This is a genomic window from Pseudoxanthomonas daejeonensis, from assembly GCF_010093205.1.
Classification (GTDB): domain Bacteria; phylum Pseudomonadota; class Gammaproteobacteria; order Xanthomonadales; family Xanthomonadaceae; genus Pseudoxanthomonas; species Pseudoxanthomonas daejeonensis.
On sequence record NZ_PDWN01000004.1, the window covers coordinates 57027 to 70391 of the forward strand.

General features: G+C 69.2%; 14 protein-coding genes. 6 read left to right on the forward strand and 8 right to left on the reverse strand.

The features are described 5' to 3' along the window. Positions 1–356 precede the first annotated feature (356 nt). Positions 357–1220 carry an iron-sulfur cluster carrier protein ApbC gene (gene apbC / locus CSC65_RS05085; RefSeq protein ID WP_162409496.1) on the forward strand — a complete coding sequence of 288 codons (864 nt, stop codon included), beginning with the start codon at positions 357–359 and terminating at the stop codon, positions 1218–1220. 150 nt (positions 1221–1370) lie between these two features. Then, positions 1371–1943, forward strand: coding sequence for a dCTP deaminase (gene dcd / locus CSC65_RS05090; RefSeq protein ID WP_162409092.1), 573 nt, complete (start codon positions 1371–1373; stop codon positions 1941–1943). 68 nt (positions 1944–2011) lie between these two features. Here dcd and CSC65_RS16125 read toward each other — a convergent pair whose 3' ends face one another. The 3 genes from CSC65_RS16125 to CSC65_RS05100 are packed head-to-tail and all read right to left on the reverse strand — an operon-like array spanning position 2012 to position 3312. Continuing rightward, positions 2012–2176: a LiaI-LiaF-like domain-containing protein gene (locus CSC65_RS16125; protein ID WP_202922832.1), complete on the reverse strand. Its 165-nt coding sequence runs from the start codon at positions 2174–2176 to the stop codon at positions 2012–2014. 30 nt (positions 2177–2206) lie between these two features. Beyond that, a complete protein-coding gene (locus CSC65_RS05095) occupies positions 2207–2617 on the reverse strand; it encodes an HIT family protein (protein ID WP_162409094.1) in 411 nt (136 codons plus the stop codon). Then, positions 2614–3312 (reverse strand): dienelactone hydrolase family protein, encoded by a 699-nt coding sequence (locus CSC65_RS05100; RefSeq protein ID WP_162409095.1) that lies wholly within the window; start codon positions 3310–3312, stop codon positions 2614–2616. The genes CSC65_RS05095 and CSC65_RS05100 overlap by 4 nt, the downstream gene beginning before the upstream one ends. A 234-nt stretch (positions 3313–3546) precedes the next feature. On the opposite strand from CSC65_RS05100, the gene rimO reads away from it, so the two are divergent. Further along, entirely contained in the window at positions 3547–4914 is a 1368-nt protein-coding gene (gene rimO, locus CSC65_RS05105) for a 30S ribosomal protein S12 methylthiotransferase RimO (RefSeq protein ID WP_162409096.1), read from the forward strand. 125 nt (positions 4915–5039) lie between these two features. Here rimO and greB read toward each other — a convergent pair whose 3' ends face one another. Genes greB through CSC65_RS05120 form a run of 3 tightly spaced genes read right to left on the reverse strand, consistent with a single transcriptional unit; the run spans position 5040 to position 7511 of the window. Further along, a complete protein-coding gene (gene greB / locus CSC65_RS05110) occupies positions 5040–5552 on the reverse strand; it encodes a transcription elongation factor GreB (RefSeq protein WP_162409097.1) in 513 nt (170 codons plus the stop codon). Between the two features lies 1 nt (position 5553). Continuing rightward, positions 5554–5976: a hypothetical protein gene (locus tag CSC65_RS05115; RefSeq protein WP_162409098.1), complete on the reverse strand. Its 423-nt coding sequence runs from the start codon at positions 5974–5976 to the stop codon at positions 5554–5556. Positions 5977–5999: 23 nt separating this feature from the next. Next, on the reverse strand, positions 6000–7511 hold the full coding sequence (locus tag CSC65_RS05120; RefSeq protein WP_162409099.1) for a helicase HerA-like domain-containing protein: 1512 nt from the start codon (positions 7509–7511) through the stop codon (positions 6000–6002). A 131-nt stretch (positions 7512–7642) separates the two neighbouring features. Here CSC65_RS05120 and CSC65_RS05125 point away from each other — a divergent pair, with 131 nt between their 5' ends. After that, positions 7643–9190, forward strand: a complete 1548-nt coding sequence (locus CSC65_RS05125) for a lytic transglycosylase domain-containing protein (protein WP_162409100.1) — start codon at positions 7643–7645, stop codon at positions 9188–9190. Between the two features lie 354 nt (positions 9191–9544). Here the strand turns inward: CSC65_RS05125 and asd are convergent, their stop codons facing one another. Both asd and CSC65_RS05135 read right to left on the reverse strand, forming a co-directional pair. Continuing rightward, positions 9545–10393 (reverse strand): archaetidylserine decarboxylase, encoded by an 849-nt coding sequence (gene asd, locus CSC65_RS05130; protein WP_162409101.1) that lies wholly within the window; start codon positions 10391–10393, stop codon positions 9545–9547. After that, a complete protein-coding gene (locus CSC65_RS05135; protein WP_162409102.1) occupies positions 10390–11043 on the reverse strand; it encodes an SCO family protein in 654 nt (217 codons plus the stop codon). Before CSC65_RS05135 ends, asd begins: the two co-directional genes overlap by 4 nt. A 132-nt stretch (positions 11044–11175) precedes the next feature. Here CSC65_RS05135 and prmB point away from each other — a divergent pair, with 132 nt between their 5' ends. Beyond that, positions 11176–12105, forward strand: a complete 930-nt coding sequence (prmB, locus tag CSC65_RS05140) for a 50S ribosomal protein L3 N(5)-glutamine methyltransferase (RefSeq protein ID WP_162409103.1) — start codon at positions 11176–11178, stop codon at positions 12103–12105. Between the two features lie 140 nt (positions 12106–12245). Further along, positions 12246–13361: a chorismate synthase gene (gene aroC, locus CSC65_RS05145; protein WP_162409104.1), complete on the forward strand. Its 1116-nt coding sequence runs from the start codon at positions 12246–12248 to the stop codon at positions 13359–13361. Positions 13362–13365: the final 4 nt, after the last annotated feature.

Sequence of the window (13365 nt, forward strand, 5' to 3'; positions counted from 1 at the left end):
TAACAAGTCGGAACGAATGACCCAACCCCTTGGGTCAAAGCTGAATACGACCATAACAACTGGCCGAATTCGACCTTAACACGCTTTTAATTCCAAATGCATCCATTTGTCACAATGACGTCCGTCACAACTGATGGCCTGATTTCATGAGCAACTTCTCTACTCTTACTTCCTCTTTCGGGCTTCTCGTCGACCCGATTTCCGGGCTCGTCCTCGCCCCGCCGCGGGTGCGCTGGGAGGTCCGGGCCGAGGGACGCGAGCACCGCGTCCAGCTGGTGAGCGGGTATCCGCTGGCGGATGAGGCCGTATCGGGCCTGCGGGAGCAGGTCGCCGCGAAAGTGGAGGGCGAAGGTGGGATGCTGGCCGCCTTTGACGTCCTCACGCGCATCGCCGCGCATGCGCCCCAGCCCGGCCTGTCTCCGATAGCCCGCGTGCGCAACGTCATCGCCGTTGGTTCGGGCAAGGGCGGCGTCGGCAAGTCGACCACCGCGGTGAACCTGGCCCTGGCCCTGCAGCGGCTGGGGGCGAGGGTGGGCGTGCTCGACGCCGACGTCTACGGGCCGAGCGTGCCCGCCATGCTCGGCCTGTCCGGCCGGCCCGAGAGCCCCGACGACAAGTCGATCGAGCCGATGCGCGCGTTCGGCGTCGAGGCCATGTCGATCGGCCTGCTGGTGGATACCGACACGCCGATGATCTGGCGCGGGCCGATGGCCACCTCGGCGCTGACCCAGCTGTTCGCCGACACCCGCTGGGGCGACCTCGATTACCTGCTGGTCGACCTGCCGCCGGGCACCGGCGACATCCAGTTGACCCTGGCGCAGAAGATCCCGGTGGCCGGCGCGGTGATCGTGACCACGCCGCAGGAGATCGCCACCCTCGACGCGCGCAAGGCGCTGAAGATGTTCGAGAAGGTGCACGTGCCGGTATTGGGCATTGTCGAGAACATGGCCGTGCACGTGTGTTCGAACTGCGGGCATGCCGAGCACCTGTTCGGCCAGGGCGGCGGCCAGGCGATGGCCGCCCAGTACGGGGTGCCGCTGCTCGGGTCGCTGCCGCTGGACCTGCGCATCCGCGAACAGGGCGATGCCGGTACGCCGGTGGTTGCGGCCGCGCCGGATTCGGCGCCGGCGCGGGCCTATCTCGCCGCTGCGCAGTCGCTGGCCGCGCACCTGGCCGGAAGGCCGCGAGCGTCGATTCCGATCAGCGCAACGCTGGCGTAGGCCGCCGTTCCGGAGAGCCGGGCCTGCCCGGCTGGCCGGGCAGCGGTGGCGGCCATCACGAAGGGCAACCGGGCCGGCGCGGCATGCAGGCCGGCCGGGCCCGCTCTACAATTCGACGGTCACGGGCCGGGGCGCCCCAGGGAACACCGCATGAGCATCAAGAGCGACCGCTGGATCCGCCGCATGGCCGAGCAGCACGGAATGATCGAGCCGTTCGAGCCGGGCCAGGTCAAGCACGCGAACGGCGAGCGCATCGTCAGCTACGGCACTTCCAGCTACGGCTACGACGTGCGCTGCTCGCGCGAGTTCAAGGTGTTCACCAACATCAACTCCACGATCGTCGACCCCAAGCACTTCGATCCGAAGAGCTTCGTCGACATCGAGGCCGACGAGTGCATCATCCCGCCGAACTCCTTCGCCCTGGCGCGTACCGTCGAGTTCTTCCGGATCCCGCGCGACACGCTGGTGGTGTGCCTGGGCAAGAGCACCTATGCGCGCTGCGGGATCATCGTCAACGTGACCCCGCTGGAGCCGGAGTGGGAAGGGCACGTGACCCTGGAATTCAGCAACACCACGCCGCTGCCGGCGCGGATCTACGCCAACGAGGGCGTGGCGCAGATGCTGTTCTTCCAGTCCGATGCCGACGACGTCTGCGAGACTTCGTACAAGGACCGCGGCGGCAAGTACCAGGGCCAGACCGGGGTCACCCTGCCGCGGACCTGAACTCCACAGGCACGCGGATGCATGAAGGGCGCGGATTCCGCGCCCTTCTGCTTGCGGCGAGGGTGGGTCTACTTGCGTTTGAACAGCAGGCCGACCCCGACCGCCACCAGGATCGCCGGCCACCAGGTAGCCAGCAGGCTGCCCAGCCCGCTGTCGATCCATCCCAGGTTGCGGGCCAGGAAGAACAGGCCCAGGACGATCAGGACGAGTGCGGCGAACAGGTTGGAGCCCATGGTGGTCAGGTCGGTAGTGGGAACGGGCGCCTATGCTAGCCGTTGCCGCCAGCGCGCCGTAAGCATGTGCAGCGCTTCGGGTGCGTGACGCTGCATCGGGCCACTCCCCCACACCGGGCCCGGCCAGGCCGGATCGCCGGCATGGCGGCCGACCACGTGCACGTGCAGCTGGCGGACGATGTTGCCGAGCGCGCCGATGTTGAGTTTCTCCACCCCCGGCTCGCCGCGCAGCAGCTGCGAGACCTGGTTGAGTTCGGCCAGCAGCAGGCGTTGCTGGCTGCCGTCCAGGTCGATCCATTCGGTCGCGCCGGCCACGCGCGGCACCAGCACCAGCCACGGGAAACGGGTGTCGTCGATCAGTCGCACCTGCGACAGCGGGCCGTCGGCGACGAACGCGCTGTCGGCGGCCAGGCGCGGATCCAGTTCGAATCCGCCGCTCATCGCAGGTGCTCGCCGAAGAACGCCAGGCTGCGCGCCCGCGCCAGGTTGGCGCTGCCCTTGTCGTAGGCCTTTGGATCGACCTCCCGGTTGAACGCGTGCCCGGCCGGATAGGCATGCACGGGCATCGAGGGCAGGGCGCGCCGGTGCGCCTCGACCGCTTCGGGCTTGATCGACGGGTCGTGCTCGCCGAAGTGGAACATCACCGGTGCGCGCGGCGCCGCGACCAGGGCCGGGTCCTCGAGGAAGGGCAGGTCGCGCGCGCCGTAGTAGCTGACCGACGGCAGCCCCAGCTTCAGCGCCGACAGCATCGCCACGGTGCCGCCCCAGCAGTAGCCGACCGTGCCGATCACCTGCCGGGCCTGGGAGGCGGCCAGGTGGGCGCGCAGGTGCGCGGCGGCGCTGGCGACGATGTCGAGGGCCGGGTCCAGGCCGAGCTGGCCGACCAGCTCGCGGCCGCGGGCGAAGCCGGCCTCGTCGTAGCCCAGTTCGACGCCGCGCTCGACCGGGTCGAACAGGGCCGGGGCCAGGACCGCATAGCCGTCGGCGGCGTAACCGTCGGCGACATCGCGGATGTGTGCGTTGACCCCGAAGATCTCCTGGATCACCACCAGGCCGGCCTTCGGCGCCGGTCCCGGGTCGGCCTGCCACGCGGCCACCGCGCCGTGCGGGGTGTCGAGCTGGATCCACTGGCCCATGGGTGGCTGCCTCGTCCGGTCGGGTGCCCATTATGGGCGTCGCCGCTGCACAGGGCTGCCCGGTTGAGCTGGGCTCGCGCGGCTCCTCTCCGTGCCGGCGCAGCGGGGCAAGCCCCGCTCTACGGCGCGGCGCCCGGCGTCCGGGGCGGTACAGCTGCGGCAGGTATAATTCCGCGCCCCCGGCCACGCCGGGACCGCCACCGTTCCGGCAGCCCGCTCCCCAAGTCCCCGCCCATGTCACTGCAGAACCCCAAAGTCGGCTTCGTCAGCCTCGGCTGCCCGAAAGCGCTGGTCGATTCCGAGCGCATCCTCACCCAGCTCCGGGTCGAGGGCTACGACATCGTTCCCAGCTACGACGACGCCGACGTGGTGGTGGTCAACACCTGCGGCTTCATCGACTCGGCGGTGGCCGAATCGCTGGACGCCATCGGCGAGGCGATGAACGAGAACGGCAAGGTCATCGTGACCGGTTGCCTGGGCAAGCGCTCGGAACTGATCCGTGCGCAGTACCCGGACGTGCTTTCGGTCTCCGGCCCGCAGGACTACGGCAGCGTGATGGAAGCCGTGCACGCGGCGTTGCCGCCCAAGCACGACCCGTTCCTGGATCTCGTTCCGGACTACGGACTCAAGCTGACCCCGCACCACTACGCGTACCTGAAGATTTCCGAAGGCTGCAACCATCGCTGCAGCTTCTGCATCATCCCGTCGATGCGCGGCGACCTGGTGTCGCGCCCGGTCGACGAGGTGCTGCGCGAGGCCGAACGCCTGGTCAAGGGCGGCGTGCGCGAACTGCTGGTGGTGTCGCAGGACACCTCGGCCTATGGCGTCGACGTGAAGTACGCGTCGCGCAGTTGGCGTGGCCGCGAATACCAGACCCGGATGAAGGCGCTGTGCGAAGGCCTTTCCGAGCTCGATGCCTGGACCCGCCTGCATTACGTCTATCCGTACCCGCACGTGGACGACGTGATCCCGCTGATGGCCGAGGGAAAGGTGCTTCCGTACCTGGACATCCCGTTCCAGCATGCCAGCCCGCGCGTGCTCAAGCTGATGAAGCGTCCGGGCGCGGTCGACAAGACCCTGGAGCGCGTGCAGCGCTGGCGCGCGATGTGTCCGGAGCTGACCCTGCGCTCGACCTTCATCGTCGGCTTCCCCGGCGAGACCGAGGCCGAATTCGAGGAACTGCTCGATTTCCTCGACGAGGCGCAACTCGACCGCGTCGGCGCATTCGCCTATTCGCCGGTGGACGGCGCGGCGGCCAACGCGCTGCCCGATCCGGTGCCCGAAGAGGTCAAGCAGGAGCGCCTCGCCCGCTTCATGGAACGGCAGGGCGAAATTTCCGCCGCGCGCCTGGAAGCGAAGGTCGGCACCGTGCAGCGCTGCCTCGTCGACCTGGTCGACGGCGAGCTGGCGATCGCCCGTTCGACGGCCGATGCGCCGGAGATCGATGGCGTCGTGCAGATCCAGGATGGCCGCGATGCCGGCCTGCGAGCGGGCGAATTCGTCGACGTGCGGATCATGGGCAGCGACGAGCACGACCTGTACGGCGAAGTCGAATACGCCGAAACCGGCGACGTCTCATCGTTGGGTCTGCGGCTGGTCTGACGGTGTCGGGCGCGGCGGGTCCGGTTCTGCCTTCGTAGGAGCGGGCATGACCGCGACACCGATGCGCTTTGAATAACAAGGCGTCGCGCACGTCGACGGCGTCAGTGTCGCGGTCATGCCCGCTCCTACAGAGGCGCTGCGCCGTACTCCACCGAGATGATCGCGAAGCGTGCCGGTCCGCCCGGCAGCTGTGCTTCGACTTCATCGTCGACGCGCTTCTTCAGCAGCGCCCGCGCCAGCGGCGAATCGATGCTGATCCAGCCGGTCGCCGCATCGGTTTCGTCCGGTCCGACGATGCGATAACGGCTCAGGTCGCCGCTGTCGATGCGCTCCAGCTCGATCCACGCTCCGAAGAACACCGCTTCCGGATCGGCTGGGACTTCGTCGACCACGCGAAGGGCGGGCAGGCGTTTGCTCAGGTAGCGTACGCGCCGGTCGATCTCGCCGAGCTGCTTCTTGCGGTAGGTGTATTCGGCGTTCTCCGAGCGGTCGCCCTCGGCTGCCGCTGCCGCCAGTGCCTTGACCACTTCCGGTCGTTTCACCCGCCACAACTCGTCCAGTTCGGCCTTGAGCCGGTCATGGCCGCCGCGCGTGATCAGCGCGGTGCTTTTCTCCGGTGGTGGCCGCCAGCGCGACATGTCAGCGTGCCCACGGGGTGGGTTGCGCGCGGTGCAGGCTGCGGCCGCGGGGATCCTCGACCGGTTCGATGCAGCTGCCCTCCGCGAGAACCAGCAGGTCGTCCAGTGCGATGGCGAATTCGCGCGCACCTGCCAGGCCGTCGGGCACCAGCCGCACACAGGTGCCGTTCCACTCCATCGACCAGTCGCCCTGTTCGAGTGGCAGGTCCTCGAGGGTAGTGCGGCAATGCGCCTGCATCGCATAGCGCCGGTCGGGGCCGAGCCGGAGCAGGGCATCGGCGTGGGTGCAGCCTGCGAGCGGCACGCTTCCGAAGAACGTGCCGGACATCGCCGGGAGCTCACGGTCGGCCGCATCCGATGCGAGGGTGCCTGCTGGAAAGACGATCGCCAGCAGCGCCAGCAGGCTGCGCGGGAAAAACATCATGGAGACGCTGCTACGCACATGTTTCAGCGCTTCTTGCCGCCGAACAGGCCGCCCAGGATCCCGCGCACGATCTGGTTGGTGATGGTGCGCGCGGCCTGCTTGCTCGACGCTTCGATAACGCCCTGGCGACGGCCGTTGCCGAACAGCACGTCGCTGACGGTCTTGCCGATGCCGCCTTCTTCCTGCGGCTGGGCGCGTCCGCCGCGCGTGCCGGTGCCACGTGCCGGCGGCGCTTCGGCGGCATCGGCCGCGGCCTGCGCGCGCCCGGCCAGTTTTTCCGCGGCCGATTCGCGATCGACTGCCTGGTCGTAGCGGGTGCCGACCGGGCTGCCGGCGCGGACCTGGCTGCGTTCGGTTTCGCTGATCGCACCCATCCGGCAGCGCGGCGGCGCGATTTTGGTCTGCTGCACGGGCGAGGGCACGCCCTTGTCCTGCAGGGTCGAGACCAGCGCTTCGCCGGTGCCGAGTTTTGAAAGCGTCGCGGCGACATCCAGCTTGGGATTCGGCACGAAGGTCTCGGCGGCGGTCCTGACCGCCTTCTGGTCGCGCGGGGTATAGGCGCGCAGCGCATGCTGCACGCGGTTGCCGAGCTGGCCGAGGATGTTGTCCGGCACGTCGTCGGGGAACTGCGAGCAGAAATACACGCCCACGCCCTTGGAGCGGATCAGCCGCACCACCTGTTCGATGCGCTGCTGCAGCGCGGCCGGCGCGTCGTCGAACAGCAGGTGGGCCTCGTCGAAGATGAAGGCCAGTTTCGGCTTGTCCAGGTCGCCCACCTCGGGCAGGTTCTCGAACAGCTCCGACAGCAGCCACAGCAGGAAGGTCGCGTACAGGCGCGGCTTGAGCACCAGCTGGTCGGCGGCAAGGATGCCGATCACGCCACGGCCGTCGTGGTTGACGCGCATGAGGTCGGCCAGTTCCAGGGCCGGCTCGCCGAAGAAACCTTCGCCACCGTCCTGCGACAGGCGCAGCAGCGCGCGCTGGATCGCCGCGACCGACTGCGCGCTGACCAGGCCGTATTCGGTCGACACGGACTTGCGCTCCTCCACGACAAGGGCGAGCAATGCGCGCAGGTCGTCCAGGTCCAGCAGCAGCAGGCCGCGGTCGTCGGCCAGCTTGAACACGATGTCGAGCACCCCGGACTGGGTGTCGTTGAGTTCGAGGATCCGCCCAAGCAGGGTCGGCCCCATTTCGCTGACCGTGGTGCGTACCGGATGTCCGAGCTTGCCGTACAGGTCCCAGAACACCACCGGGCTGGCCTCCGGCGCGTAGCCGGCCACGCCGATTTCCGCGGCGCGCTGCACCAGCGCATCGCCGCCCTGGCCGGCCACGGCCAGTCCGGCCACGTCGCCCTTCACGTCGGCCATGAACACCGGCACGCCGATCCGCGAGAAGCCTTCGGCCAGGGTCATCAGGGTCACGGTCTTGCCGGTGCCGGTGGCGCCGGCGACCAGCCCGTGGCGGTTGCCGTACTTCGGCAGCAGGGGGACCGGGATGTCGTCGGTGATGCCCTTGCCCAGCAGGATCGGGTCCATTCATGGCCTCTTGGCGGTATTGCGGATCGCGGAGTGGGTTGCCCCGGCGATTCTAGCCGGTGTGCCGCGGCTTGCCGCCCGGCGCTTCCCACGGCTAACCTGCCGGTCGCTTTCGTCGTACGAAGTCGCTGATGTTCCCCCGCTTTCCGAAATACTGGCCGCTGGCGGCCCTCCTGCTGGTCTGCGCCAGTCCATCCGCCCTTGCGCAGCGCGTCTCCGCCAAGGACAAGGTCGCGGCCGACGTGCTGGTCCAGCGCATGGCCACCGCCGAGCAACGCTACAACAACGCGCTGGTCCTGGCCGCCAATGGCGACGCCAAGGGCGTGACCGAAAGCAATGCCGCGCTCGAGGACATGGAAGATGTGGTCGACGCCTGCGTGAAGCAGCGCGGCTGCCCGATGTCGGACCTGCTGGCGACCTGGAAGCGGCTGCTCAAGGCCGAGATCGACACCGCCGGCGAGGAGCTGGACGAGGACCCGGGCGAAGAGGCCCTGCTGGAAGCCGATACCGCGCTGGCGGCCGACATCCCGGAGGCGGCCCGCGCCGCGCGCCTGCTCGGCGATGACAATCGCCATGCGTTCGACCGGATGGTGAAGTTCAACCCGGCGATCCAGGCCGGCATCCGCCGCTGGCTGACCGACATGCGCCCGCAGCTGATGGACAGCTACGAGAACTACCAGGTCATGCGCCACCTGATGTGGCCGGAGTTCGAGCGACGCGGGCTGCCGGAGGCGCTGCTGTTCGGGATCATGGCCAAGGAATCCAACGGCCGCGTGCATGCGGTTTCGCGCGCAGGCGCGGCCGGGCCGATGCAGTTCATGCCCGCCACTGGTCGCCGCTTCGGCCTCGGTCCCGACGACAGCGGCTTCGACAGCCGCTATGACCCGCGCAGCGCGGCCATGGCCAGCGCCGCCTACCTGAACGAGCGGCTGCGCCAGCTCAACAACGACATGGAGCTCTCGCTGGCCGGCTACAACGGCGGCGAAGGCCGCGCCTTGCGCGTGCACCGCCAAAGCGGCGGCACCGGTTTCTGGGACGCGTCGGTCTACGGCCAGTTCCCGGCCGAGACCCGCGACTACGTGCCAATGGTCATCGCCGCGGCCTGGATCTACCTGCACCCGCGCCAGTACGGGGTCAGCTTCCCCAAGGTCGACGCGCATCCGGCAACGTTCAAGCTGGCGCGGCCGGCGAGCATCTACGAGCTGACCATCTGCCTGGGCAACCACGGCAACCGCGACGGCTACATGCGCACCTTGCGCAACCTCAATCCGCGCTACGAGGCCGAGAGCTGGATCCCGGCCGGCACCACGCTCAACGCCACCACCCGCGTCGCTGGCCTGTACGCACGCCATTGCAGCGGCGGTGCCCGCACGGATCTGGCGCGTGCGCTGGTCACCGCCGACGTCAATGCCGCGATCGTCAGCGATACGCGATCGGGCAATGTCGCCGTAGGCGAAGTGGTGCCGTTGCCGGGCGATGCCGCGTTTGTGCCGGCGCCGGTTCCGGCGGCGAAGCCGAAAGCGCGCACCCATCGCGTCGCCAAGGGCGACACCCTGGGCCGCATCGCCCAGCGTTACGGCTGCGAAGTGAAAACCCTGGCGCGCGCCAACGGGCTCAAGGCGCCGGGCTACAGCGTCCGCCAGGGCCAGCAGATCCGGCTCGAGGGTTGCAGCCGGTAAGCGGACGTCGCTGGCCAGCCTTTCGCGCCGGGCTCTGCCTGTGTTCTGTAGGAGCGGGCATGACCGCGACCCGACGACGTCGGGTGGCGACGCCCGGCATTCAGAGGATGTGGTGTCGCGGTCATGCCCGCTCCTACAAGGATCAAGAGCGTGCAGGACGCCAGCGCAGCGGCTGCGTGCGAGGCCTGACGCGCCGCGGACGGGTGCAGGACGTATGCGGTTGGAAAGCCTGCGGAACACGGTCCACGGAGGCGGCGCGCAGTACGCGGCGCTGGGGCGAGCCTCGCTGACGCGCGATATCGCACAGGCGGGTAGGGTCGTGTAGCGCCCGCAGGCGCCGCCAGTAGCCGTTGCTCAGCTTCGACGGTGCGCCAGCGCCTGGCCCAGGCGCACCGGTGATTCGGCGGCAAGCCCCGGCGCCAGCGTCGCTGCACCCGGCGGCAGCAGCACGATGACCGTCGAGCCGTAGTTGAAGCGCGCCATCTCGGCGAAACGCTCCAGCACGATGCCCTTGCCACGCCAGTCCTTGCGCGTGATGTCGTCGCCGTAGGCCGGGATCTCCTCACCGCTCCACACCGTTTCCACGCCCGATACCAGCAGCGCACCGACCATCACCGAGGCCATCGGCCCGAAGTCGGTGTCGAAGTGGCAGACCAGCCGCTCGTTGCGCGCGAACAGTCGTGGCACCTTGCGGACCGCGGCCGGGCCGACGCTGAACAGCCGGCCGGGCACGTGCACGGTCTCGCGCAGGGTGCCTGTCCAGGGCATGTGCACGCGGTGGTAGTCGCGCGGCGACAGGTAGACGGTTGCGAAGCTGCCGCCGGCGAATACCCGCGCCGCTTCGCTGTCGCCGAGCAGTTCGGCCGCCGTGAACGACTGACCCTTGGCCTGGAAGATGCGGCCGTCGGCCTCGATCGCGCCGAGCTGGCTGATCCGCCCGTCGGCGGGCATCAGCAGCGCACGCGGATCCGGGTCGGGCGTGCGCGCGCCGGGCTTCAGCGCACGGGTGAAGAAAGCATTGAAGCTGGCGTACGACGCTGGATCCGGGTTGGCGGCCTCGGCCAGGTCGACATCGAAATTGCGCAGCACCGTGTCGATGAAGCGCTGCTTGAGCCAGGGGTTTTCCGAGTAGGCGGCGCTGCGCGCGATCGAGGACAGCAGCCGGTGCGGCAGCACCCAGCTCAGCGTGGTGGCCAGGCTCACGGCGCGCGGTCCGCGGCAGTCAGCAGGGCCAGGTCGCTGGCGATGGCCTGCGGCTGGAACGGCGGGCGGATCAGCCCGGCCAGGCGGCCCTGCGGATCGAGCACCGCGATGTTCGCCGAGTGGTCCACGCTGTAGTCCTGCGGGTTCTGTTCGAAGTTCTTGCCCGGCACCTTCATGAAGACGAAGCCGACGGAGGTGGCGAACTTCTCCAGCGCGGGCACGTCGGCGGTGGCGGCCAGCGTATCCGGGTGGAAGGCGTGGGCGTACTCGCCGGTCTTGCCGGGCGTGTCGCGGTCGGGGTCCACCGACACGAACAGCACGCGCGGGCGGGTGGATTCGGGCAACGCTTGCCACTGCTTCTGCGCCTGCGCCAGCTCCGCCAGGGTCGTGGGGCAAACGTCCGGGCAGAAGGTGAAACCCAGGAACACCAGGGTCCAGTGCCCGGCCAGTTCGCCGGCGACCAGCGGGGTGCCATCGGACTGGCGCAGGTTGAAGGCCGGCAGGTCCCGCGGCTGCGGAAGCAGGGTCACGGCCTGCAGCGCCGGCGCGGCCGGAGCGGTGTCGCCGCCGAGGAAATGGCGCGCGGCCAGCAGCCCCAGGCCGGCGGCCAGCGCGGCGACCAGGATGTAGCCGAAGGTGCGGTTGAACATGCGGAAGGCGTCCGGAAGCGGCTTTCGGGCCAGCCATGATACGTGCGGCAGCGGCGGGCAGGGCCGTCGTTGCCGGCCGATGGCCTATAATCGCGGCCCGTTTCCGAACCAGCCGCCTGCGCGGCGCGCGCCATGACCGCAGATCCGGCTGCCGAGCTGCACACGATCATCGACCTGATCCGCTACGGCGGCAGCCGCTTCAACGAAGCCGGGCTGACCTTCGGCCACAGCTACGACAACGCGATGGACGAGGCGACCCAGCTGGTCCTGCATGCGCTGCACCTGCCGCACGACCTGAGCCCGGTCTACGGCCAGTCGCGGCTGACCACCCGGGAAAAGCACAGGATCCTGGCCCTGTTCCAGCGCCGCATCGACGAGCGCGTGCCGGCCGCCTACCTGGCGGGCGAGGCGTGGTTCGCCGGCCTCAACTTCAAGAGCGACGCGCGCGCACTGGTGCCGCGCTCGCCGATCGCCGAGCTGATCGAAGGCGGCTTCGAGCCCTGGCTGGGCGGTCGCGAGGTGCGCCGCGCGCTGGACCTGTGCACCGGCTCGGGCTGTATCGCCATCGCCATGGGCCACTACAACCCGGACTGGCAGGTCGACGGCGTGGACATCAGCGACGACGCGCTGGCCCTGGCCGGTGAGAACAAGGCGCGCCTGCACGCCGACAACGTCACCCTGCTCAAGTCCGACCTGTTCGCCGGCCTGACCGGGCGCCACTACGAGCTGATCGTCACCAATCCGCCGTACGTCACCGACGACGAGACCGACGCGTTGCCGAAGGAATACTCGTACGAACCGGAGCTGGGCCTGCGCGCCGGTCCGGATGGCCTGGACCTGGTGCTGAAGATCCTGCGCGACGCGCCGCTGCACCTGTCGCAGGACGGCCTGCTGATCTGCGAAGTCGGCGAGTCCGAGCAGCACCTGGTCAAGCTGCTGCCCGAGCTGGACCTGGCCTGGATCGAATTCAAGGTCGGGCAGATGGGCATCTTCGCAGTCGAGTGCCGCGAGCTGATCACGCACAACGCGCGCATCGCCGAGCTGGCCGCGCAGCGGAGATGACGGCGCATCCGCGCGTGCGCTGAACACGTGCGACCGTTACCGCGGCAACGTTTCCGGCCACGCTGCCGCACTGCAGCAGGCAGCGCCGAATATGCGATCCTTGCCCGTCTCCCCACCGGTTCCCCCCGCGGAGCGGCGCCTTGAGCAGCAACACCTTCGGCAAACTGTTGTCGGTCACCACCTTCGGCGAATCGCATGGGCCGGCCATCGGCTGCGTCGTCGACGGCTGCCCGCCGGGCCTGGAGCTCGCAGCGGAGGAGTTCGCGCACGACCTGCAACGCCGCGCCACCGGCAAGTCGCGCCACACCTCGGCGCGACGCGAAGCCGACGAGGTCGAGATCCTTTCCGGCGTGTACGAGGGCCGCACCACCGGCACGCCGATCGCGCTGCTGGTCCGCAACACGGATGCGCGCAGCAAGGACTACGCAGACATCGCCGCGCAGTTCCGCCCGGGCCACGCCGACTACAGCTACTGGCAGAAGTACGGCATCCGCGATCCGCGTGGCGGCGGGCGCAGCTCGGCGCGCGAGACCACCATGCGCGTGGCCGCCGCGGTGATCGCCAAGAAGTGGCTGCAGCAGCGCCATGGCGTCAGCGTGCGTGGATTCCTCGCCCAGATCGGCGAGGTGAAGCCGGGTGGCTTCGACTGGAGCGCGGTGGAGGACAATCCGTTCTTCTGGCCGCATGCGCCGCAGGTGCCGGAACTCGAAAGCTACATGGACGCCCTGCGCAAGTCCGGCGATTCGGTCGGTGCGCGCGTGACCGTGGTTGCCGACGGCGTGCCGCCGGGCTGGGGCGAGCCGATCTACGGCAAGCTCGATGGTGAGCTCGCCTCGGCGCTGATGAGCATCAACGCGGTCAAGGGCGTGGAGATCGGCGACGGCTTCGACGTGGTCGCGCAGAAGGGAACTCATCATCGCGACCTGATCGCGCCGGACGGGTTCGCCAGCAACCATGCCGGCGGCATCCTCGGCGGCATCTCCACCGGGCAGCAGGTGGTGGCGTCCATCGCGCTCAAGCCGACCTCCAGCCTGCGCCTGCCCGGTCCGACGGTCGACGTGAACGGCAATCCTGTCGAGGTGGTCACCACCGGTCGCCATGATCCCTGTGTCGGTATCCGCGCCACGCCCATCGCCGAGGCGATGGTCGCGCTGGTGCTGATGGACCAGGCGCTGCGCCATCGCGCCCAGTGCGGCGATGTCGGCACGATCACGCCGCGCATCCCGGCCGGTCCTGGCCTGGGCGAAGCGGAATAGGGAC

Bases quoted from the DNA above. Each gene is read 5' to 3' on its own strand.
- apbC (WP_162409496.1), top strand. From the start codon at position 357: ATGCTGGCCGCCTTTGACGTCCTCACGCGCATCGCCGCGCATGCGCCC.
- dcd (WP_162409092.1), top strand. From the start codon at position 1,371: ATGAGCATCAAGAGCGACCGCTGGATCCGCCGCATGGCCGAGCAGCAC.
- CSC65_RS16125 (WP_202922832.1), bottom strand. From the start codon at position 2,176: ATGGGCTCCAACCTGTTCGCCGCACTCGTCCTGATCGTCCTGGGCCTG.
- CSC65_RS05095 (WP_162409094.1), bottom strand. From the start codon at position 2,617: ATGAGCGGCGGATTCGAACTGGATCCGCGCCTGGCCGCCGACAGCGCG.
- CSC65_RS05100 (WP_162409095.1), bottom strand. From the start codon at position 3,312: ATGGGCCAGTGGATCCAGCTCGACACCCCGCACGGCGCGGTGGCCGCG.
- rimO (WP_162409096.1), top strand. From the start codon at position 3,547: ATGTCACTGCAGAACCCCAAAGTCGGCTTCGTCAGCCTCGGCTGCCCG.
- greB (WP_162409097.1), bottom strand. From the start codon at position 5,552: ATGTCGCGCTGGCGGCCACCACCGGAGAAAAGCACCGCGCTGATCACG.
- CSC65_RS05115 (WP_162409098.1), bottom strand. From the start codon at position 5,976: ATGATGTTTTTCCCGCGCAGCCTGCTGGCGCTGCTGGCGATCGTCTTT.
- CSC65_RS05120 (WP_162409099.1), bottom strand. From the start codon at position 7,511: ATGGACCCGATCCTGCTGGGCAAGGGCATCACCGACGACATCCCGGTC.
- CSC65_RS05125 (WP_162409100.1), top strand. From the start codon at position 7,643: ATGTTCCCCCGCTTTCCGAAATACTGGCCGCTGGCGGCCCTCCTGCTG.
- CSC65_RS05135 (WP_162409102.1), bottom strand. From the start codon at position 11,043: ATGTTCAACCGCACCTTCGGCTACATCCTGGTCGCCGCGCTGGCCGCC.
- prmB (WP_162409103.1), top strand. From the start codon at position 11,176: ATGACCGCAGATCCGGCTGCCGAGCTGCACACGATCATCGACCTGATC.